The organism is Sulfurimonas sp. HSL-3221 (genome assembly GCF_021044585.1).
Classification (GTDB): Bacteria; Campylobacterota; Campylobacteria; order Campylobacterales; family Sulfurimonadaceae; genus Thiomicrolovo; species Thiomicrolovo sulfuroxydans.
In genome coordinates this window covers 2,240,526-2,262,049 of the sequence record NZ_CP087998.1, presented here as the reverse complement: position 1 = coordinate 2,262,049, position 21,524 = coordinate 2,240,526, and the positions used below count along the sequence as shown (strand labels likewise).

The following is a 21,524-nucleotide window of genomic DNA, read 5'->3' as shown; positions in this document are numbered from 1 at the left end:
GTTAAAAAGGCAGTTCAATGTTCGTTGAAATACTCAAGAAGCTTTATGAGTATGGATCTCATCCACTATTTTTTTTGGCACCGAAAAAAAGTATTTTTATTTTTCATCATTTACCAAAATGTGGAGGCACAAGTGTAAATGCGGCACTGCGCAATTGGTTTATTATTATTAAAGATTATAGAGAAGGGTGGACTGATAAATATCCAGAAAAAAAGAACCTTGAAAATTTTCGTGAGTCTTATTGCTTGAGTGGACACTTCGAAGTTGACAATAACTTTATTCATCAGAGGTATCCGGAAGTCTTCACAAGTGATCGGTATAAAGTATTTACTTTCGTCCGTGACCCTTTAGCTTTACAGTTGTCATTGTATAGATATGAAAAAAAATATGATCAGACCTATGATGTTGGTATTGAGGAATATTTGGATAATCATACGAATTACTTTTCTAATCTATTCCCTGCAACATATGAAAACTATCAAGAAATTATAGATAGGTATTACTTTGTTGGCATATTAGAAAAGAGTCAACTAAGTCTTAATATTCTGGCACAATTACTTCATAAGCCTCCTATAAAAATGAAACACAAAAATACTACTGCGAAAACAAATACTTTGGCGAATCAATACCAGGGTATAGATCAAAAGTTAATTGCAAAATTCAAAGAGAAAAATAAATTAGATTATTTAATCTATGATTATTGTATATATAAATTCAATGAAAAGTACAACGAGTATTTGAAAAAGGAGAAAATAGTTTGAAGGCAAGTATTGTGATGCCCGTTTATAATGGGGAGAAGTATATAGAGTTTGCAATTAAATCTATAATTAATCAGACATACAAAAATATACAATTCATTTTAGTTGATGGTTCTTCTACTGACAGGACGATGGAAATCGTAAAGAAATACCAAGATCACATTGATACCATCATTTCAGAGAAAGACAATGGCATGTATGATGCAATCAATAAAGGATTCGCTATTGCAAATGGAGATTTGATGTTGTGGCTGAATAGTGATGATTTCTTGTTTCCGACAGCGATCGCAACAGCAGTTGACATTATGAAAAAACATGACAAAGTGAAATGGCTAAAGGGTAGGAATGTTTATTTAGATTCAAAAAATCATTTCAGAAAAATTGCGTGCTTCAAATCTTATTATAGATCATTGATTCAAAAAGGGTACTATAGAGGTACTGGGCTCGGATATATTATGCAAGAGACTACTTTTTGGCATAGAGATTTATATGAGATGGCTGGTGGATACATAGATGGAAATAATAGATTAGCTTCGGACTTTGAATTATGGTGTCGCTTTGCTAAATATGAAACATTATATAGTGCTAATACACTATTTGGGGCATTTAGACAACATGATGACCAGATGTCAAAAAATGAGGACTTATATGAACGAGAGTGTAGTCAGATCCGTAAGATAAGATACCAATGGTTTCTAAAAGCAATCAAATATTTTGTCTACATCTATGCAATGTTGGATTGGAAAAACAAAATATATTTTAATAAAAAATCAGAATCGTATTTTTTACGCCTACCTGCTTATTTTCAGTAGTATTCATGCACTTTATTTGACAAAGTACTTTCATACGTTGTTACTGTGAATTAAAGGCGAGCAATGAAATTAATGTTTTTATTATTATTTAATATCTTGCTATACGCAGATGGAGTAAATACAATAATAGATGTTGCTAGTAAGGCTGTGAAGACAAAGCCATTAGATAACATGACAGTTGTATCTAGCATCCCTATAGCAAATGTTGTATTTTTTGGGGCAGTTGGAGATGGTATTACGAATGATACCAGTGCAATAGAGAATGCAATGAGAAATGCAAGCACTATTTATATTCCTAAGGGTGTTTACGTGATTAATAAAATGAATATCCCATCTCACGTATACAAAATATATGGTGAAGGCACAATACTAAGTACTGATAAATATGGTGCGATAAAGCAAGAAGACAATATAGATAAATTAGAAATATCTGGGCTTACCTGGATCTTTGATAAACAAGAGGCATCAATACATGGCATGATCAATATGGATTCTTTAAAGAGTTACAAAAAAAATATCGTCATTACAAATAATGTTTTCATTGGTGCATATAGTGTCCTGAGCAAACCGGCAAATGCATTGCTTTTTGCCGCAAAAGGGAAAAATGGGTATATAGAAAACCTGAAAATTACAAACAACAAATTTATAGATATTACGCGAGCAGGGATTGAAATTGTAAACATGGACAAGAATTTAAAATCATATGTCCATGCTTTACTAATTAAAGATAATGTTTTTATAGGGCACAAAAAAATTAGGGCACCTTGGAAAAAAACAATTTTTCAAACGGCAATTAGCTTGGCAGGGGTGCAGACTGACTGTGAAATAATTGGAAATTATATTAAGGGTTTTAAATGGGGGATCGAGATAGCGGGGACTGCTGGAACAATTATAAAAAACAATATTATTTATGCTGAAAAAAAATCAATAAGTATTTCTGAAACATATTTAAACTCAAAACAAATTAGGATCCCAGTTGATACAAAATTAATTGACAACTTGCTTGATGCGAGCGGCTTACGCATTCAAAATGCCCAAAATATATTTTTAAGACATAATAGAATTAAAGGCACAATATATTTGAGATTATCCAATGGAGTAGTGATTACTGAGAATAATATTTCATCGGATAATGCAGAGACCGTGTCACTAGAAAATTCTTCAAATACAGAAATAATGAAAAATGACATCTATAATACCCGAAAATCGTATGAGGCAGAAGGGGTAGTGGTTGGACATAAAGAAAGTGACTCATCAAATCATGTATTTGATAATAACATTTATTTAAAGAGAGGAAAGATTTTTGAAAGGAATACAAAAAAAACAAAAATAGAATTCAAAAACAATAAATTATTTAGATTGTGAGATATCTATAAAATTATGCTTTTTTTTTCAATGCTTGGGGGATTGTTCTGTAAGAGTATATGTTTGTGATGACAATATTGAAAAATGATATGGTTTGATTTTACTAGAATAAATATTGCTCTCTGCATTTTGGTGCTTTTATGCATTTTTTAGCAGTGGTGTCAAAAACATTACTAAACTAATAAAATAAAGTATTTATATTCATCTTACCTCGGGATCCTAATATCAGTGTATACATGTTCGTACATATTGATTTTTCCAAAGCGGAGTATACCCCAAGATAATCAAAATACTTCTGTTTTCATCAGTAGATACTGCCTTTTGATTTTAAGTTCTGATTTAACAGTTACAAGTTTAGTCGAAGATGTCATACAGTGGATATATTTTATTGGTAGATTTAGAGCAATAAGATATTGAATGCTATAATTCAACCAAAAATCAATTCATATTGTTATTGTTTGTCTGGAAAACATGATTTTCCTATGGAATATATTGAAAATCTAAGAATCGATAGATTTTATTATCAAAGATTAGGGTGTAAGTTAAGAGTGATGGGAAAAATGCTTATAGGAAAGACTGAAGTAAGCACAGGTCAATATGGGGAATTTATAACCAACTTTCTTAGGCTTTCAGTTGACACTTCATCAAGCTATGTTTGTGTTGTGAATGTGCATATGGTAATGGAGGCTTATGGTGATGAATCATTTTGCGCCATCGTCAATAATGCGGAAATTACAACACCGGATGGCATGCCGATTGCCAAGTCGATGAAAATACTTTATGGCATTGAGCAGGACAGGGTTGCAGGGATGGATATCATGCCGGACTTAATGAAAGAATGTGAAAAGTCTAGAAAATCCATCTTTTTATATGGCTCTACAGATGAAGTACTTGACAAAATAGTAGCAAGGGCTGGAAAAGAGTACCCGAATCTCAAAATCGATAGATACTCGCCTCCTTTCAGAGTACTTTCTTTACCTGAGAAAGATGAGATCGTTTCCATGATCAATGAGAAAAAACCTGATTTTGTTTTCGTAGCCTTGGGATGTCCAAAGCAGGAAAAATGGATGGCGGAGCACAAAGACAGAGTGCAAAGCTGTATGATTGGACTTGGCGGAGCTTTCGAAGTGTATGCTGGTTTTGTACCACGTGCACCACGTTGGATGCAGGAATACTCTTTAGAATGGTTCTATAGACTTGTTAATGATCCTAAGAGATTATGGAAGCGGTATCTTGTTACCAATACAAATTTTATTGTTATGCTGATCAAACAAATTATAGAACTCAAAGTGTTGAAAAAGCAGTAGTCAAGTATTAAGAGATGAAGATGAAGCTGATGAAGAAGTTGAACGTATGCATCTGAGTGAGGATCTTTTTGGCAGTGTTATCAAAAACACGCCGCTCATTTCCATTGATTTGATTGTGAAACAAAACAGCAATATACTTCTCGGTCAGAGAGTAAATCGGCCCGCAAAAGGGTATTGGTTCGTTCCAGGAGGTCGCATCTATAAGGATGAACGTCTGGATGAGGCATTGAAGCGGATCTCATTCAGTGAACTGGGCAAGGCCTTGACATTCGGGGAGTGCAAATTTCGGGGGATCTATGAGCATCATTATGATGATAATGTTTTTGGAGATGAACATTCAACACACTATGTCGTGCTTGGTTTCGAAGTGATTCTAGAAGAGCCCCTGCCAGAATTGCCGCAAATGCAGCATTCATGCTACCGGTTTTTTAAGATCGATGAACTGCTTATGAATCCCGAAGTACACCAGAATACAAAAGACTATTTTAACAATGAAAAAGGAATCCGATGATCAATATCATACTCTGTGGAGGTTCAGGCACCAGGCTCTGGCCCTTGAGCCGAAATTTGATGCCAAAACAGTTTGTCAAGCTTTTTGAGGACAGGTCTCTCTTCCAAAAAACGGTGGAGCGCAATGCACAAGTGTGCCATTCTCAGTTTATCGTTTCCAATGCCGAGCAATATTTTCTGGCGATGGATCAGCTCGAAGAGCTGGAACTAAAGGATCACTACAAAGCGGAGTACCTGTTGGAGCCTGTCGGCCGCAACACAGCGCCGGCCATTGCATTGGCCTGCCTGGCACTGGATTATGACGAGCTTGTCTTTGTCACCCCTTCAGACCACCTTATTAAGGATCAGGTAGCCTATGAACAGGTGATCACCCGTGCGGAAGCATTGGCGGCGGAGGGGAGCTTGGTGACCTTCGGCATTACGCCGCAATACGCCGAAACGGGTTTCGGCTACATTGAAGCCGACGGCGAGATGGTGCTGGCCTTTCATGAGAAGCCCGATGCTGCGACGGCGGAGCAGTATGTGGACGCGGGGAATTACTATTGGAACAGCGGGATGTTCTGCTTCAAGGCGGGGGTTTTCCTCGAGGAACTGAAAGTGCTCGCCCCGGAGATTTACGAGGCGTGTATGAGTGCATATGAGAGTGCAAAAGATGACGGGATGATCCGCATCACGTATGATGCGATGATGGCGATTCCGGACGACAGTATTGACTATGCAGTAATGGAAAAATCCAATAAGGTTAAAGTGGTTCCTTCAAACATCGACTGGTCGGACCTTGGGAGCTTTGATGCACTCTATGACGAGCTGCCCAAGGACGAAAGCGGCAATACGCTCAATGAATACCATATCGCCCTTGATTCGAAAAACAACCTCGTTTACGGTACACGCCGTACCATCGCGACAATAGACGTCGAGGACCTCATAGTTGCCGATACGGGGGATGCTCTGCTGATCTCGAAAAAGGGGTCTTCCCAAAAAGTTAAGCAGGTCGTCGCGAAACTCAAGGAGCAGGGGAGCGAACTGCACAACATTCACCTCACTGGCTATCGGCCCTGGGGCTCCTATACGGTCCTGGAGGACTCCGACGGCTACAAGATTAAGCGCATCGAGGTCAAACCGGGTAAGCGTCTGAGTCTGCAGAAGCACTTCCACCGCAACGAGCACTGGATCGTCGTCAGCGGGACGGCGACAGTGACTGTTGGCGAAGAGACGCGGCTTGTCCGTCCGAACGAGAGTACCTATATCAAAATGGGCGAAGTGCATCGTCTGGCCAATGAAGGCAAGATCCCTGTTGTTCTGATCGAGGCCCAGGTAGGCGAGTACACGGGCGAGGACGACATTGTGCGTCTCAGTGATGATTTTAAACGGTGTTAGGGGGAAATGTATGAAATCAATTTTTCGTGAGTACGACATACGGGGGATTTTTGAAAAGGAGCTCAATGAGGAGACGGTCAAGAAGATCGGTTATTTCCTCGGGCAACGCATTAAAAAGGTAGGAAACATTGTTGCGGTCGGTTACGATGCGCGGCTTCACTCGCCCAAACTGAGCGAGTACCTTACCAGCGGTTTCAACAAGGCAGGGCTTGAGGTGCTCAACATGGGGATGGTTCCGACACCGGTCAACTACTTCTCCAACTTTAATGCCTTCGGTGGAGTAACGCCTTCTGCAAGCGTCATGATCACCGGCTCGCACAATCCCCCGGAGTACAACGGCTTCAAAATCACGGTAGACAAACAACCCTTTTTCGGAGATGATATCTACAGCCTGGGCGATGAGGTCGTTGCCGCGACGGAACTGGTGATCGAAGACGACACCCGCTGCACGCAGATCGATGTTGCTACCCCTTATGTCGACTATATGCTCAAAGCGTTCGCACCGTTGAAGGGGATGGACAAGCAACTTGTCATCGACTGCGGCAACGGCGCCGCCGGACCGGTCATCGAGGCGATCTTCAGGGGGCTGGAGCTGAACTACGAAGGGCTCTTCTGCGAGCCCGACGGTAACTTCCCCAACCATCACCCCGACCCGACCGACGTTGAGACCCTCGACGCTATCAAGGAGAAGCTCTCTGAGGGGGCGGAACTCGGTTTCGCCTATGACGGCGATGCAGACCGCATCGCCGTTCTGACGCAGGAGAACAACATTAAAGGCGACATTCTCGCCATCCTTTTTGCCCGGCGGATGGAGAAGCCGACGGTTATCGGGGAGGTGAAGTGCTCACAGGTCATGTACGATGAGTTGGAACGTCTGGGAGGACGGGGCATCATGTACAAGACAGGACACAGTAATCTCAAAGTCAAGATCAAGGAGACAGGCGCGGATTTCGCAGCGGAAGTGAGTGGGCATATTTTCTTTAATGACCGCTATTTCGGTTACGACGATGCCCTTTACGCGACGCTGCGGGTACTCGAGCTGGTTCATGGCGGTGCCGATCTCGATGCAGAAATTGCTGCGCTGCCGAAGGTCTATTCAACTGAAGAGATCAAGATCAATACGACCGAGGCGGAAAAGTTCAAGACGATCGAAGCACTAAAAGAAGCGCTGGCACACCCTCCAGTGGATTTTCCAAAGATTAAAGACATCATCACCGTCGACGGTATCCGCGTCATTTTTGATGACGGTTGGGCTTTGGTACGTGCCAGCAATACAACCCCGGTGCTGGTAACCCGTTACGAAGCAGCAACGCCGGAGCTTTGCAAAACATACGAGCAGAAGATACTTGCTCTTTTGGCATCGCTGACGTAAAAGTGTGCAGCGGTTTTTATGGGTGAAAACTAAGTGAATTGATTGTATAAATGCCCTTTTAGTTTTTAAATATTAAAAAATAGATAAAAATAAGAGGTATTGTATGAGAGAGGATTCTGCGCGGCTAGTCTTGATGCTTTTTGATGTCATCGGAGTCTATGTCAGTATCGCTCTTGCGTATATCCTTGTCTGGTGGTTAGAAGAGGAACCAAATACTGTCCCCGGGGATCTCAGCCACTATACGGATAAACTTATCGTCTACATCCTTGTGATTTTGACGTTCATCGGGTTGAAACTCTACCGCTTTCGCCGCGACTTTTGGGACGAAACCCGCCTCATTCTCAAAGGGCTCGGGCTGTCGTTTTTTATGGTCCTCTCCGTGCTGGCGCTGAACAAATCGGTAGCGGACTATTCAGACGGGATTATTTTTCTCTCATTTGCCTTCATGAGCTTCGTGCTTCCCTCGACCAAGTTTGTTTTGAAACGCTACTGGAACGTTTTCGGCCTGTGGCCGAAAAAAGCCTCTGTCATTTCGGGCAATTCGAAGATTGGGGACATTATCTTCGGTAATCGCTACCTGGGGTACGTCAAAACAAGCCCGGCACACTCGGATGTCGTCTTTATGGATACCTCCGGCAATGCGAAAGACCATATCGAGGCACGCCTCTCCAAACTGGTGCGTCAGAAAAAGAAGATCATTTTTATCCCGCTGCTTAACAGTTTCGACTACACGCGTGCGGGGATCGTCAATGTCTTCAATGCCCGTACCAATATGATCGTTTTGGAAAACGCGCTGCAGAAACGTTCGAACATTATTTTGAAGAACAGTTCCGATGTTGTAATGAGCATTCTGCTGCTGCCTCTGCTTGTCCCGGTTTTTGCGTTGATCGCCTTTTTGATCAAGCGGGAGGAGCCGAAAGGGAGTGTATTCTTTAAACAGGAGCGGTTGGGCAAGAACGGCCGTACGTTTGTCTGCTATAAGTTCCGTTCCATGCGTGAAGACGGAGACATGGTCTTGGAAGAGTATCTGCAGACGCACCCTGAAGAGGTCGAGAACTACCAGGTCTACCACAAATACGAGAATGACCCCCGCATTACGAAGATCGGGCATTTCTGCGCCGTACCTCCCTGGATGAACTACCGCAGATCATCAATGTGCTGCGCAGCGAGATGTCGCTCATAGGCCCGCGACCCTATATGCTTAACGAAAAAAAGAAGATCGGTGCCGATATCGATCTGGTCGTGGCGGTCAAGCCTGGAATCTCCGGTCTTTGGCAGGTCAGCGGCCGCAGCGACATTGATTTTCACTCCCGCGTGGCAATGGACGTCTACTATACACGGAACTGGCGATTGTGGATGGACTTTGTCATCTTCTTCAAAACGATCAAGACCGTACTTGTCCGTGAGGGTGCAAGCTAGGCAGGCATGAAACCGATGTCCGTATCGCGCAAAGGAACAGCGCGATGCGGAAGCAATAAAAACCCCTTATCAGGACGACCGCATGCGGTCTATGGTTCTGCTAAATTCTGCTTTTCAGTATGGGTCCGAGCCAATATCCCGTAGATATCCGTGATATCACCTTTCAGGCGGTGAAGTCCGTCGATCTCTCCCGTCTGCAGGACGCTATTCAGTGCCGTTAACATCTCCTGCAGTTTTGCTTCGATCGTCCCTCTCCCTGCTACATCCCCTGTCATGGTTTTTTGGTATGGAGGGCTCTGCTGCTCGGGTGGTAGCCGTTTCAGTTCCGCTTCGAACTCCTCTTTGACCCGTTCGATGTCGTAACGGTAGTAGGGTTCCCCGGTACGTCCTGTATAGGCTTTGGCGATGCCGTGGACGACGGCCTGTTCGAAAGGGAAACCTCTCTGCTCCGGATGGTCGGGATCGCGGATCTTCAGCGTATAGAGTATCTTGCCGACGGTCTTGGCGTCGACGCCGTAGGTTTTGCCGATCTGGGTCATGGTCTGGTACATGAGTGACTCCTTGTTACGAATTAATGAGGAATATAGAATATCTATAAAAAACAGTAAAAAATAATAATATTGCACTGTGAAATAGAATCAGTTAAAAAATATTTAATACTATTTCAGTAGGATTGCAGAAGGGTACCCGGAACTTTTCACTAAAAAGGAGTTGAAATGGGATTCATGAAGAAAACCGCAGCGGTGCTTGCCGCGCTGGTGATCAGCATACCTCTGTTCGCGGGGGTCAACCTCAACACGGCGACGGCGGAGGAGTTGTCCAGTCTCAAGGGGATCGGCCCGGCGACGGCGGCGAAGATCATTGAGTACCGCAAAGAGCACCGCTTTAACAGCATCGAGGATATCATGAACGTCAAGGGGGTGGGCGAAAAAACCTTCCTGAAGATCAAGGATGATCTCGAGGTCTAACCCTTGCGTTGCCGGGACAGTTCCCGGCAGTAAGCATAGGGGCGATTGTGGAAACCCTATGCGGTGTGCCAGGGCATTTACCGGCGGAACCGTTCTCCTCGTTGGTTGATGCCTGTAAGCTCGGCACACCGCACAGGGTCTCCAGAACTGCCCCGGCGTCATGGCGTGTCATCCTGTGCTATGCGTTGCTTTCTTCTTCCGTAAAAAAAGCTTCGACGTGTTTAAGTCACTTCTTCCCCAATTAGCCTCGGTCCTCCGAAGCGCATGTAATTAATAGGCAACTTGTCGTTAAGCGTGCCTTGAAAGCCGCTGCGGAGGCACAAAGCCGGGAGCAGCGTGCGATTCGCGCAACGACGATTTTCTTTTGTTTCTTTTCTTTGTAAAAAGAAAAGATAGAGAAGATCCTTTCTTTGCCACTTTTTTAGAAAAAGTAGCGCAAAAAGCGGCCTTTCGCGAATCGCTCGCCCTGCCCGGCTTTTTGCCTCCAGGGCGGCTTACAAGGAGCGCTCAAGGCCAATGTTTGATTTCATTCTATGCGCTTCGATGGGCCGAAGCTCTGTGCCTGTATTATGAATCACTTTCGCAGTACAGCAGTGCGCGAAAGCGGTATAATTCGGTTTAGTTTGATTGGGAGAAAACCATGGTGAAAGTCGCCGCTGTTCAGATGTGCATGGGTGAGGATAAAGAGGCCAATAAGAACCGGGCGGAAGCACTGGTACGCGAAGCGGCGGCAGGGGGCGCACAGATTGTCCTGCTGCCGGAACTTTTCGAAGGGCTCTATTTCTGCAAGGATATGGACGAAAAGTATTTTGCGTGGGCCGAACCGCGGGAAGGTCACCCGATGATTGCCCGCTTTTCGGCGCTGGCGAAGGAGCTCGGCGTCGTGCTGCCGCTGAGCTATTTCGAACGCGACGGCGAGCGCTACTTCAACTCCCTGGTGATGATCGACAGCGACGGAACCGTCCTGGAGAACTACCGAAAGACCCATATCCCCTCCGGCCCGGGGTACGAGGAGAAGTTCTACTTCGAACCGGGGGATACCGGCTTCAAAGTGTGGGAGACACGTTTCGGCAAGATCGGCGTCGGCATTTGCTGGGACCAGTGGTTCCCGGAGACGGCGCGCTCGCTGGCACTCATGGGTGCCGAGCTGATCTTTTATCCCACCGCGATCGGAAGCGAACCGGAGATCAACGTCGATTCCAAGGATCACTGGCAGCGGGTCCAGCAGGGGCACAGTGCCGCCAATACCGTCCCGGTCATCGCGGCCAACCGCATCGGGGAGGAAGCCGGTGAGAGCTGTACGCTCACCTTTTACGGCTCTTCGTTCGCGACGGACTATACCGGCAGGAAGATCGCCGAGGCCGACCGTGAGAGCGAAGGGGTCATCTATGCCGAATACGACCTGAGCGAGATTGCGAGACAGCGAGACTACTGGGCGCTCTTCGCCGACAGAAGGCCGGAGATGTATGCTGTACTCTGCAAAAAACCGTAGTTGAATATTTTTGTATTAGCTTCGGATATTCGAAGTGCATTAGTAAAATAGGCAGAAGGTCGTTAAGCGTGCCATGAAAACCGCCCTGAAGGCAAAAAGCCGAGAAGGGCATGCGATTCGCGCAACGACGATTTTCTTTTGGTTCTTTTCTCATGAAAAAGAAAAGAATGAACCGCTGCAAAAAGCGGCCCTTCGGCGTGCCGAAGCTCTTTTTTTACGAATGACCAATCATGGCATAGCGTATGCGTATGTGCTATAATCCCCCTATGTTGTCCAAGGCCCCCCATTGCTGCTGAACCAACTGCAACGTTTCCATGATGAGACGTTCCCCGATTCGATGGAGACCCTCATTGCCTACTTTGCCGTTTTCGGCGAGAGCGGCATCGAGATCGATACGGCGGTACCGCTTCCCGAACTGATCGAAACGAAGATACTGGACCACTACGGCGAACACTACAACCGCATTCATACAGGCTTTCTCGAGGACCGGCAGGTGATTGCGCTGCTGCAGGCCGTGGCCAAGGGGGACCGCCGCATCCACTCCGCCTGCCGCCGGGCGCATATCAGCGAGGCCAAAGGGGGCGAGATCGTCGATCACCTGCGTACCATCGGTATCCTCGACCTGGAAGCCTCGCGGGAAGCGCCGCCGGAGAAGAGCCACCCGAAGCAGAAGCTCAAACGTGAGGTCGCCCGTCACCGCATCTCGCACAAACTGCGTTTCCGTTCGCCTTTCCTGCGCTTCTGGTTCCGGTTCGTCTCACCGCAGCACCGCCGGATCGAGCGGGGGGATTATGAAAGCGTCCTTTCGCGTTTTGAGGAGCAGGATACGGCCTTCACGGGGCTGGTCTTCGAGGAGATATCCCAGCTCTATCTGCGGCATCAGTTGGGAAACGACCCTTACCTGCGCTGCGGCAGTTATTGGGACCGGGTGATCGAGCTCGACATTTTGGCCCGCGCCCCCGGCGGCGGCTTCATTGTCGGTGAGTGTAAATGGACCAATACCAAGGTTAACCGGGGCGAACTGCAGAAGCTGCAGGAGAAGTGCTCTCTTGTGGGGCTCGAGCCAGAGCAGATCTGGCTCTTCGCGAAACGGGGCTTTTCCAACGAGCTCGATGCGATGCGCAGCGACACGCTGGTGCTTGTCTGCGCGGAAGAGATGAAAGAACTTATTGAGTAGCGTGCTGGGAACGCAACGCTTCTAGGAGAAAAAAGATGCAATACCGCTACATCGGCCGAAGCGGCCTGCGGGTCAGCCCGATTTGTCTGGGGACGATGACCTTTCCCGGGCAGTGCGACGAGAAGAGCGCCTTCGCCATTATGGACAAGGCCTATGCGGCGGGGGTAAACTTCTATGATACCGCCGAACTCTACCCCGTTCCGCCGCGTGTGGACCTGGCGGGACAGACCGAGGAGATCGTCGGACGCTGGCTTAAAACGAAGCCGCGGGAGAGCATTATCCTTGCCTCCAAGGTCGCCGGGGCGGCCTCGGGCTGGTTCGTACCCCCGGTGCGCCACGGGCTGACGGCCATGGATCGTTTCCATATCGAACGGGCGGTCGAAGGCTCTTTGAAGCGGCTCGGGACGGACTACATCGACCTCTACCAGATGCACTGGCCCGATACCGTTGTGCCCGTCGAGGAGACGATGGAGGCTTTCGACCGGCTGGTACAGAGCGGCAAGGTGCGCTATATCGGTACCTCCAATGACACGGCCTACGGGACGGCGAAGGCCCTGGCCGCCAGCCACTACAAAGGGCTGGCCCGCTTTGAGTCGATTCAGAACAACTTCTCCATGCTCAACCGCCGTTTCATGGACGAGCTTGCCACCCTCTGCCGTCAAGAGCAGATCTCCCTGCTGCCTTATTCGCCGCTGGGCGGCGGGGTACTCAGCGGAAAATACAATCAGGCGGACATAAGCGAGGGGCGTTTCGCGGACTATTTCAAATCCCCCAACGCACGCCAGCGCCTGATGGCTGCGCGCTTCGTCAACGACAAGACCCTCGCGTCCACGCAGCGCTACCTCAAAATCGCCGCCGACGCGGGACTGGACCCGGTCACGATGGCGGCGGCCTGGAGCAAGCAGCATGACTTTGTCGCTTCCACGATCATCGGCGCGACCCGCCCCGAGCAGCTTGACGCGTCGCTCGCGGCCATGGAGCTGACCCTCACGGAAGAGGTAATGGCAGCCTGCAACGCGGTGCACGCGGACATCCTCTACCCGATGGGCTGAAAAGGGCGTTGAAACGATGATGTGGGACAGGGTGCGGCAACTGGGTGGTCTGGGTATCGTGGCAGCGCTGCTGCTCGGCGGCTGCTCCACCCGTTACGTCGACCGCAGGCCGTCGCCGCCCCCGGTCGTGCATGCCGCCGACAGGACCTTTGCGGCGCTGCCGCCGATGGAGGAGGTGTGGCTGCTGCAGGAAGATGAGGAGACGGCTCCGGCGCAGCAGCCGGTAAGCCAGGATCCGGCTCTGGCCAAACTCTACCCATTCCAGACGAAGTGGCACCATGTCCCTTACCGCTACGGGGGCACGGGGCCGCGGGGGATAGACTGCTCCGCATTTGTGCAGCAGGCCTACCGGGAACTCTTCGGCATCAGGCTGCCCCGGACGACCCGGCAGCAGGCAAGCTGCGGCAGTGCCGTACCCAAACAGCAGCTGCAGGCAGGGGACCTCGTCTTTTTCCGCACGAGTGGGCGCGACCGCCATGTCGGCATCTATCTCGAAGCGGGGAAGTTCATGCACGTTTCCACCAAGTATGGGGTGATGATCTCGAGTATGGATAAGCCCTACTGGAAACGGCACTACTGGACGACAAGAAGGATCAGATGACGATCAGCAGATTGACAATGTGGCTTTTACCCATCGTTGCAGGCGTACTGCTCGGCGGCTGTGTTATGAAAAAACCCCCGGTTACGGCGGCTTATGTTGTCGTGTTCAAGACGCCGCAGTGGCGTTTTGCCGACACGGGCTACATCCGCAAGGGCGACGGGGTGGCGGAGCTGGAAGTCTTCGAGGCGGGCCAGCGCATCCTGCGACTGCAGATTGAAAGCCTGGTCTGTATGGAGGGGGAGGGGTGCCTCGCCAAATCGGCCTTCAATGCAAAATACCTCAACGCCGCCTATCCGGATGATCTCTTCTATCACCTGCTGCGCGGCGAGGCGATCATGGAGCGCAAGAACCTCGTGCATACCGACGCGGGCTTTGAACAGAACATCGGGGAGATCGTCTACCGGGTGACAACGGAGCAGATATACTTCAGGGACCTAGAACACGGGATACTGATCAAGTTCAAACGGTTGCAGTAAACCAACAGTGCTATGAGCTTCGGTTCCCGAAGCGCATAAAATCGATAGGCGACCTGTCGTTAAGCGTGCCTTGAAAGCCGCCCTGAAGGCATAAAGCCGAGAAGGGCGTGCGATTCGCGCAACGACGATTTTCTTTTGTTTCTTTTCTTTGTAAAAAGAAAAGATAGAGAAGAATGTTCATGCCACTTTTTTAGAAAAAGTAGCGCAAAAATCGGCCCTTCGCGAAACGCTCATCCCTCCCGGCTTTGTGCCTCCGGGATGGCTTATAAGGAGCGCTCAGGGCCAGCTCTTTATTGATTGAATGCGCTTCGGTTCCCGAAGCGTGCCGTTTCTCAATAACCAATGGCACTTAGTCCCTGATACTACCTGCACCCCTTTCGTCTGGTTTAACGCGCGTTTGGCTATGCTTCTGCCTAAAAACAGGAATTTTTATCATGAGCAATAAATTTGTCGGTGCACATACGTCGGCCTCGGGCGGGGTCTACAACGCCATCACGAATGCCGAGGCGATCGGGGCGCAGGCCTTCGCCCTCTTTACGAAGAACCAGCGCCAGTGGAAGGCCAAGGACCTCGATACGGAGACCATCGATACTTTCAAGCGCCTGCTCGACGAGAGCGGGATCGCACCCAAGCACGTGCTGCCGCATGATTCTTACCTGATCAACCTGGGCCACCCTGAAGAGGAGAAGCGCCAGAAATCCTTCGACGCCTTTGTGGACGAAGTCGAGCGCTGCATGCAGCTGGGGCTCGACCGTCTCAACTTCCACCCGGGTTCGCACCTCAAGCAGATCGGCGAAGACGAGTGCCTCAACCGGATCGCCGAGAGCATGAACTGGACGCTGGACGCGACCAGCGGCGTGACGCTTGTACTGGAGAATACGGCGGGACAGGGGAGCAACCTCGGCTGGAAGTTCGAACATCTTGCCCACATCATTGACAAGGTCGAGGACAAGTCACGCGTCGGCGTCTGTATTGACACCTGCCATATGTTCACGGCGGGCTACGACATCCGCACCAAGGAGGCCTACGATGTCTCCATGGCGGAGTTCGAGAACATCGTCGGCTTCAAGTACCTGCGCGGGATGCACCTCAACGACTCCAAGCCGGACCTCGGCAGCCACGTCGACCGCCACGACAGCATCGGCAAAGGCAAGATCGGGCTTGAGGCGTTCCGCTACATTATGAACGACCCGCGTATGGACGACATCCCGCTCATTCTGGAGACGATCGACGAGACGATCTGGGCAGAGGAGATCAAGCTGCTTTATTCGCTGGAAGAGCGCTGACGTCAATCGTCAGTATCATTCTCCCTATACCTCCCTTGCCACTTTTTTAGAAAAAGTAGTGCAAAAAGCGGCCTTTCGCGAATCGCTCGCCCCTCCCGGCTTTGTGCCTCCGGGATGGCTTATAAGGATCGCGCTCAAGGCCCAAGGGTCTATTTTATTGATGCGCTTCGATGTGTCGAAGCTCTCTTCCTTTTACTAGCTTCGATTTATCGAAGCGCATGAATCAATAGGCGACCTGTCGTTAAGCGTGCTTTGAAAGCCGCCCTGAAGGCATAAAGCCGAGAAGGGCGAGCGATTCGCGCAACGACGATTTTCTTTTGGTTCTTTTCTTGGTAAAAAGAAAAGAATGAACAGGATGTTTTATTGCGATTCTATTTGCTTGAAGAAGCATGAGGTGTTGTTCCCTTTCTTCTTTGTGCGCACAAAGAAGAAACCGAACCCGAAAGAAGAAAGTGCGAAAGGCTGTCGCATTCGGGACACTCCATTCTCCGGTTATCCCACGGACACGCTAATGACCGTTTCTGACTTAACAAAAGAAGCGGATGATCCCCTGCACTCAGCAAAGACAATTGCTCACTTTGATTTATCACTACTTTTTCTAAAAAAGTGGCAAAGAAGCTAGAGACTATAACGGCCAGGGGCCGCTGCTACTTGATGATCGCAGGGTTGTTGACCTGAATCGCGGTCCCGTGGCTGTAGATGAAAGAGATCAGCTCGGTGTGGTATTCCAGGAAGGCGTTCAGTCCATATTGCGGGTCAAGCGGGGAGCGGTGCTCGCCTGCGGTGACCCGGGTGACGGTTCTGTTCGTATCGGGCAGGTAGATGTTGCCCGGAAGCAGGGCACTCGTATTGAGGTCCTTGGCCTGGGTGAAGGCGATAAAAGGGTTGCCGCCGGCCAGTGGGTAGCCTGCTACGGCGGCAGGGATATGCTGGTCGCCGCTTCCCTCGGTACCGTCGCCGATCGCCTGCATTTCGAGGATGGGGAAGGTGTTGGCTGCCCCGATGCCTGCCGTATAGTTTGCCGGGTCCGCGTCGTCGATGATCGTCTGCGTCGCATGGAGGAAGGCGCTGTATTCCGAGGTACCCGGCATGATGCCGTAGACAGCCAGCCCGGCATTGATCTCCGGCGCGAAGACGGGCGAGCTGATGAGGAAGGGGATCATCTGCTGTCCGGGCATCATCATGACGGCGCTTTGCAGTGCGTCGGTCTGGTTGAGGTAGCCGATGGAGGCGATGTTGCCAAGGGAGTGTGACAGGAAGCTGACGCGCGAACTATCAAGGTTGCTCAGCGTCGCGTTCAGTTCCAGGACTACCGCCGAGGCGATGCTGTTCGTCAGTTCGATGAGGTCCGAAGTCGTCTGCTGCAGATTATCCCGTGTGGTCGTGACGTTGGCGAGGTTCATGAAGTGGATCCCCGTCGAGTCGATCACGCCGTCCGGTGCATAGGCGACGACGGTGCCGTAGGGGTTTTCCGTGACCAGGTCGACATTGAAGGTGCGCTCCAGCGCTCCCATGTAAAAGGGGTTGAACGTCGTATTAGACTCCGTGACACCGTGCAGCGGGAGGTCGATGGCAATGCCGACGTAGCAGGCCGAGGCCAGCGTTTCGCCGTAGACGAAAAGGTCGGTACGCACACGGGTGATGCCGTGCTGGTAGATCACGACCGGCCAGCCGGCTGCAGGTTTTGTGCATCCCGAAGCGGCACTCGGGACCGTCGCCACGACCGGTACGGTGATGTTGGCTTCGATGATCGGCGTAAACGGTGCGCTGTAGCTGAACTCTCCCGCCAGAACGGGCAGGGGGTTCAGCGGAGATCCCTGCGGCATATATTGCGGGAGGTTGGAGAGGGTCCCGGCATAGATCTCGGCGCTGCCCGTCATGAGGGTGGTATCCATCCCCAGCTGTGCAAAAAGCGCCTTGGTCGTGATATTGACATCCTGGATGGCGAGGGCGGCGTTGGTGTCATTTTGCGCATACTGGGCGATGCTGTTCTGCACGGCGCCGATCATCTGGGTGCGGAAGGTCCAGATCTGCACCGTTTTGGTCGGGTCTTTGCCGGCCACGGCCAGGGCGTAGAGCATGGCCTGGTTGCCCTGGCGGATCGCTTCGAGGGCCGCGGCGCTTTCGGCGTCGATTGCGCCGCCGGCCTCGACCGGATTCGGCGAAAGGGTCAGGGCCGTCGCGTAATCCGGGGCGAGGACGCGGCCGTCGCTGTCGTTGAGGTCGTTGGTGAGGACGGCCATGTAGTTCGTCAGCGGCTCCAGCGGTTTCATCGGCACGATGGCAATACTGCTGCCGCTCTGGGCGACGGCAAAATCGACACCGTAGACGAGGGTGGTGTTAATATCTGTCACCGCCCCGGTCGTCGCATTGACATCAACCTTGTAGAGCTGAACGCCGACGGGCAGGGAGGTGGCGTCGAGCGTGACCCCCTCGCTGATCGGCGCGGTGATGGGCATCGTTGTCGAGAAGCCTGTCAGGGTATTGAGCTGGCGCTTGACGTTGGCGTCGTCGTCAGAAGGTTCATAGGGGATGTTGAGGGTCTGGCCGAAGTCGTAATCGTTTGTCGTACTGCTGTTGGGGGCAAAGAGAATGTTGTTGGGATAGGGGATCGTTCCCGTCGTTGGGTCAAAGAGCGTATAGCCTGCGATGAGGTCGTCGACGGTTTGGCCGTTCAGGCTGTCCTGCAGGTCCGTGCTCTTGTCGCCGCCGCATCCGGCGAACAGCAGCGCGAAAGCCGCCGCGGTCAGGGTAAGTCGGTAAGGGCGCATCGTTGCCTCCTAAAATTTCATGCTCAGCTGGACGCTGAGGATATCGACGCTGGAATCATACGTCCCTTTGAGGGTGTGGTTGAGTTCCGGGATGTTGGATTCAAAGGTGTTCTCGATCTTCGTACTCGCGACGAAGAGGTGGCTGTAGGCCGCGTCGATGCTGAGCATGCCGTTCAAGGCGTAGCCCGCCCCGATCGAGAGCCAGAAGCGGTCGTTGTCGGGGATGCGCGGGGTGCGGCGGTAGCGGTTCTTGACGGCCTTCTGGTCATAGGCGATCCCCGTCCGGAGCAGAAACTTCTCGCTGACATGAATGCGCTCGCCGAGTGCGATGCGGATCTGGTCATGGTAATCCTCTGTAGTGACGGAATCGGGCTGGGCCGGGTTGTCGTACTTGATGCGCAGCTCCTGGAAACTGCTCCACTGCGTCCAGGTCAGATCGGCCATCAGGTCGAGCGGCCCGAAGTTGTGAAAGAGGCTGAGCGACGCGGAGGCGGGCAGGGTAACGTCGGCGCTGAGGGTCGTATCGGTAAAGGCGCCGGTGCTCACGACGGGGGCCGCCGCCGCGGGGACGCGGAAGTCGGCCTTGCCCTCGACATGCTGGTCAACAGCAGAGCGGTAGGCGAGGGCAATCCGGGTATGCGCGTCGACGTTGTAGAGCACGCCGACGTTCCAGCCGAAGGCCAGGTCGTTGTAGTTGTCGCCGGTCAGGTCGGCAAAGCCGTCCGCGCTGCCGGGGGTTCCGAGCAGGGCACCGAAGTCGACGGCGCTGGTGAGGGTGATGTCGAGCAGCTGGACGCTGACCCCGGCACCGAGACTCCAGTGTTCGTCAATTCTGTAGGCGATCGCCGGGTTGATGTTGACGGTTTTGAGATCGGATTCCACGGCGTGGTAGCGTCCGACCCAGTCGTCGTTATACTCTGTCACCAACCCGAAGGGGGCATTGATGCTGAGCCCCACAAAGAGCTGATCATCGATCTGCCCGCTGTAGTAGAAGGTCGGGATCAGGGCCGGGGTGTTGCTGTTCGCATCGGGGCCGCCGAGAGCGCTGCCGTCGGCGAAGGTGGAGCCGTTGTTGCTGAAATCGGCCGAGGGGAGGATGGCATTGATCGCCCCGACGACGTTCTGGCCCCCAAGCAGCGTCATCGAGGCGGGGTTGAACCAGACGGTCGAGGCGTCCTCTGCCGCCGCCCCGCCCGATGCATAGGCCACGCCCATGCCCGAGGCGGAATTCTCAATAATGCCGAACCCGGCACCCTGTGCGCCCGCCGTGGCGAGCAGCAGCGCCGCGGCGCTGTATAGCGGATGGAGACGCAATCTTCCCATAGGTCATTCCCTCTCTTCGTTGTTAGTGCTGCTGTTACTATAGAGGAGATCGCTATAAAATGAGATTAAACGCATCAAAACAGCGAGCCACGATTAGCGGCGGCGCACCACGGTATTATGATAATTCTATGGGGCAATTGGATACCATAAGCTTATAGATAGACTCTAGGGATGAGGAGAGGGATAGATGAAGAGAGCGCTTCTGTTGGCGACGGCGGCTACGGCATTGACGGCCGGGGGATACCGCATTCCCGAAAACTCAATCAACAGCCTGGCGCTGGCAGCGGCCTATGCCGCCAACGCCAACGGGGCAGATGCGACCTACTACAATCCGGCGAATATGGTCTTCGGCGATGCCGCGCAGAAGGCGGAAGCGGCCCTGACCTATATCGGCCTGACCGGGGTGCACTTCAACGGCTCCGCGCCCCAGGCTGGGGTCGTCGGCACGGATACGAGCGGCTCCGATGCGGAACCTGAACACTTCTTCGTCCCGACGCTGCACTACATCTCCCCGGCCTTCGGCGACTGGCGCTTCGGTGCCTCCATGCTTTCGCCGGGCGGGCTTTCCAAGCGCTGGAACGACCAGCCGGCGAGAAGCTACGCCTGGGAAGTGACCGTGCAGACCATCGAGTTCAACCCCACGGTCGCCTACCGAATCAGCCCTGAGCTCTCCGTCGGGGGCGGCCTGCGGGCGCTCTACGTGCAGGGCGTCGTGAAAAGCGGTTCCATCGGTTCACGGGACATGGCGGGCGACGGGTTCGCGTTCGGGTACAACCTGGCGCTGAGCTACCGTCCGACGGAGGCGCTCAAACTCGCGGCGACCTACCGCAGCGGCATCGAATTCAATATCGAAGGGGATGCAAAACTCTATTTCCCCGACGACGGCGCCTATAACGGTACCCTGCTTTACGACACCGGCGGTTCGGTCAGCCTGCCGCTGCCGGCGGTCCTGCAGGTGGCGGCGGCGTACACCTTCAACGAGGGGACGTCGCAGGCGACGACGGTCGAATTCGTGTATGAAAAAGATTATTGGTCCGCCTTCAAGGACCTGGACTTTGATTACGACACCGACATCGGGGCGCTGGCCATGTACTTCGACGACCCGATCCCGAAGAACTGGAAAGATACGAACGTCTACCGCCTGGGCGTGACGCAGGGGCTCGACGCGTGGACGCTGATGGCGGGCATCGCGATCGACGAGACCCCTATTCCCGAGAAGACGCTCAACTTCGAGCTGCCCGATGCCAATGCCGTCATCTTCTCCGCGGGGGCGCGCTACCGCATGGACGACGCGTGGAACCTCGGCGGCGGCATCCTCTATGACCACAAAGAGGACCGCAGAATCGACGGCACCGTCAACGACAACAATATCGACGGGACCTTCACGAATACGGCCGCCATCCTGGTGACACTGGGCGCGGAATACCGTTTCTAGGTTCCGAACACAACAAAGGAAGT

Annotated in this window: 21 protein-coding genes and 1 pseudogene; 18 read left to right on the top strand and 4 right to left on the bottom strand. The window is 51.4% G+C overall.

Features of this window, described 5'->3' with window-relative positions:
- Window positions 1-17 precede the first annotated feature (17 nt).
- From LOH54_RS11510 to LOH54_RS11475, 8 genes and pseudogenes are all read left to right on the top strand, one after another.
- Complete coding sequence (locus tag LOH54_RS11510; protein ID WP_231019227.1) at window positions 18-761, top strand: sulfotransferase family 2 domain-containing protein; 744 nt, start codon at window positions 18-20, stop codon at window positions 759-761.
- Window positions 758-1,570: a glycosyltransferase family 2 protein gene (locus tag LOH54_RS11505; protein WP_231019226.1), complete on the top strand. Its 813-nt coding sequence runs from the start codon at window positions 758-760 to the stop codon at window positions 1,568-1,570. Before LOH54_RS11510 ends, LOH54_RS11505 begins: the two co-directional genes overlap by 4 nt.
- A gap of 63 nt (window positions 1,571-1,633) precedes the next feature.
- Window positions 1,634-2,935 (top strand): glycosyl hydrolase family 28-related protein, encoded by a 1,302-nt coding sequence (locus tag LOH54_RS11500; protein ID WP_231019224.1) that lies wholly within the window; start codon window positions 1,634-1,636, stop codon window positions 2,933-2,935.
- 482 nt (window positions 2,936-3,417) lie between these two features.
- Complete coding sequence (locus tag LOH54_RS11495; RefSeq protein WP_231019223.1) at window positions 3,418-4,242, top strand: WecB/TagA/CpsF family glycosyltransferase; 825 nt, start codon at window positions 3,418-3,420, stop codon at window positions 4,240-4,242.
- A gap of 46 nt (window positions 4,243-4,288) precedes the next feature.
- Entirely contained in the window at window positions 4,289-4,753 is a 465-nt protein-coding gene (locus LOH54_RS11490) for a GDP-mannose mannosyl hydrolase (protein ID WP_231019222.1), read from the top strand.
- Window positions 4,750-6,129, top strand: a complete 1,380-nt coding sequence (locus tag LOH54_RS11485; RefSeq protein WP_231019221.1) for a mannose-1-phosphate guanylyltransferase/mannose-6-phosphate isomerase — start codon at window positions 4,750-4,752, stop codon at window positions 6,127-6,129. Before LOH54_RS11490 ends, LOH54_RS11485 begins: the two co-directional genes overlap by 4 nt.
- Window positions 6,130-6,139: 10 nt before the next feature.
- A complete protein-coding gene (locus LOH54_RS11480; RefSeq protein ID WP_231019220.1) occupies window positions 6,140-7,501 on the top strand; it encodes a phosphomannomutase/phosphoglucomutase in 1,362 nt (453 codons plus the stop codon).
- Between the two features lie 103 nt (window positions 7,502-7,604).
- Window positions 7,605-8,920: pseudogene (locus tag LOH54_RS11475) on the top strand (sugar transferase).
- An 89-nt stretch (window positions 8,921-9,009) separates the two neighbouring features.
- On the opposite strand, the gene LOH54_RS11465 reads toward LOH54_RS11475, so the two are convergent.
- Window positions 9,010-9,471, bottom strand: coding sequence for a hypothetical protein (locus LOH54_RS11465; RefSeq protein ID WP_231019217.1), 462 nt, complete (start codon window positions 9,469-9,471; stop codon window positions 9,010-9,012).
- Between the two features lie 165 nt (window positions 9,472-9,636).
- Here LOH54_RS11465 and LOH54_RS11460 point away from each other — a divergent pair, with 165 nt between their 5' ends.
- The 7 genes from LOH54_RS11460 to LOH54_RS11430 all read left to right on the top strand — a co-directional run bounded on the left by LOH54_RS11460 (window position 9,637) and on the right by LOH54_RS11430 (window position 14,686).
- Window positions 9,637-9,888, top strand: a complete 252-nt coding sequence (locus LOH54_RS11460) for a ComEA family DNA-binding protein (protein WP_416768584.1) — start codon at window positions 9,637-9,639, stop codon at window positions 9,886-9,888.
- A 640-nt stretch (window positions 9,889-10,528) separates the two neighbouring features.
- The gene (gene aguB / locus LOH54_RS11455; RefSeq protein WP_231019216.1) at window positions 10,529-11,380 is read left to right on the top strand and encodes an N-carbamoylputrescine amidase; all 852 of its coding nucleotides are present in this window, start codon (window positions 10,529-10,531) and stop codon (window positions 11,378-11,380) included.
- A 73-nt stretch (window positions 11,381-11,453) separates the two neighbouring features.
- Window positions 11,454-11,639 (top strand): hypothetical protein, encoded by a 186-nt coding sequence (locus LOH54_RS11450; protein ID WP_231019215.1) that lies wholly within the window; start codon window positions 11,454-11,456, stop codon window positions 11,637-11,639.
- A 27-nt stretch (window positions 11,640-11,666) separates the two neighbouring features.
- Window positions 11,667-12,557 (top strand): DUF234 domain-containing protein, encoded by an 891-nt coding sequence (locus tag LOH54_RS11445; RefSeq protein ID WP_231019214.1) that lies wholly within the window; start codon window positions 11,667-11,669, stop codon window positions 12,555-12,557.
- A 35-nt stretch (window positions 12,558-12,592) separates the two neighbouring features.
- Window positions 12,593-13,609 (top strand): aldo/keto reductase, encoded by a 1,017-nt coding sequence (locus tag LOH54_RS11440; protein WP_231019213.1) that lies wholly within the window; start codon window positions 12,593-12,595, stop codon window positions 13,607-13,609.
- 16 nt (window positions 13,610-13,625) lie between these two features.
- Complete coding sequence (locus LOH54_RS11435; RefSeq protein ID WP_231019212.1) at window positions 13,626-14,210, top strand: C40 family peptidase; 585 nt, start codon at window positions 13,626-13,628, stop codon at window positions 14,208-14,210.
- Window positions 14,207-14,686, top strand: coding sequence for a hypothetical protein (locus LOH54_RS11430; protein ID WP_231019211.1), 480 nt, complete (start codon window positions 14,207-14,209; stop codon window positions 14,684-14,686). Before LOH54_RS11435 ends, LOH54_RS11430 begins: the two co-directional genes overlap by 4 nt.
- Before the next feature lie 10 nt (window positions 14,687-14,696).
- Here LOH54_RS11430 and LOH54_RS11425 read toward each other — a convergent pair whose 3' ends face one another.
- Window positions 14,697-14,867 (bottom strand): hypothetical protein, encoded by a 171-nt coding sequence (locus LOH54_RS11425; protein ID WP_231019210.1) that lies wholly within the window; start codon window positions 14,865-14,867, stop codon window positions 14,697-14,699.
- A gap of 253 nt (window positions 14,868-15,120) precedes the next feature.
- Between LOH54_RS11425 and nfo the strand changes: the two genes are divergently transcribed.
- On the top strand, window positions 15,121-15,972 hold the full coding sequence (gene nfo / locus LOH54_RS11420) for a deoxyribonuclease IV (RefSeq protein WP_231019209.1): 852 nt from the start codon (window positions 15,121-15,123) through the stop codon (window positions 15,970-15,972).
- 346 nt (window positions 15,973-16,318) lie between these two features.
- Window positions 16,319-16,594 carry a hypothetical protein gene (locus tag LOH54_RS11415; RefSeq protein WP_231019207.1) on the top strand — a complete coding sequence of 92 codons (276 nt, stop codon included), beginning with the start codon at window positions 16,319-16,321 and terminating at the stop codon, window positions 16,592-16,594.
- 25 nt (window positions 16,595-16,619) lie between these two features.
- Here LOH54_RS11415 and LOH54_RS11410 read toward each other — a convergent pair whose 3' ends face one another.
- Both LOH54_RS11410 and LOH54_RS11405 read right to left on the bottom strand, forming a co-directional pair.
- Window positions 16,620-18,743: a hypothetical protein gene (locus tag LOH54_RS11410; protein ID WP_231019206.1), complete on the bottom strand. Its 2,124-nt coding sequence runs from the start codon at window positions 18,741-18,743 to the stop codon at window positions 16,620-16,622.
- Between the two features lie 9 nt (window positions 18,744-18,752).
- Complete coding sequence (locus LOH54_RS11405) at window positions 18,753-20,066, bottom strand: OmpP1/FadL family transporter (protein ID WP_231019205.1); 1,314 nt, start codon at window positions 20,064-20,066, stop codon at window positions 18,753-18,755.
- Window positions 20,067-20,253: 187 nt separating this feature from the next.
- Between LOH54_RS11405 and LOH54_RS11400 the strand changes: the two genes are divergently transcribed.
- Window positions 20,254-21,501, top strand: a complete 1,248-nt coding sequence (locus LOH54_RS11400; RefSeq protein ID WP_231019204.1) for an OmpP1/FadL family transporter — start codon at window positions 20,254-20,256, stop codon at window positions 21,499-21,501.
- Window positions 21,502-21,524 lie beyond the last annotated feature (23 nt).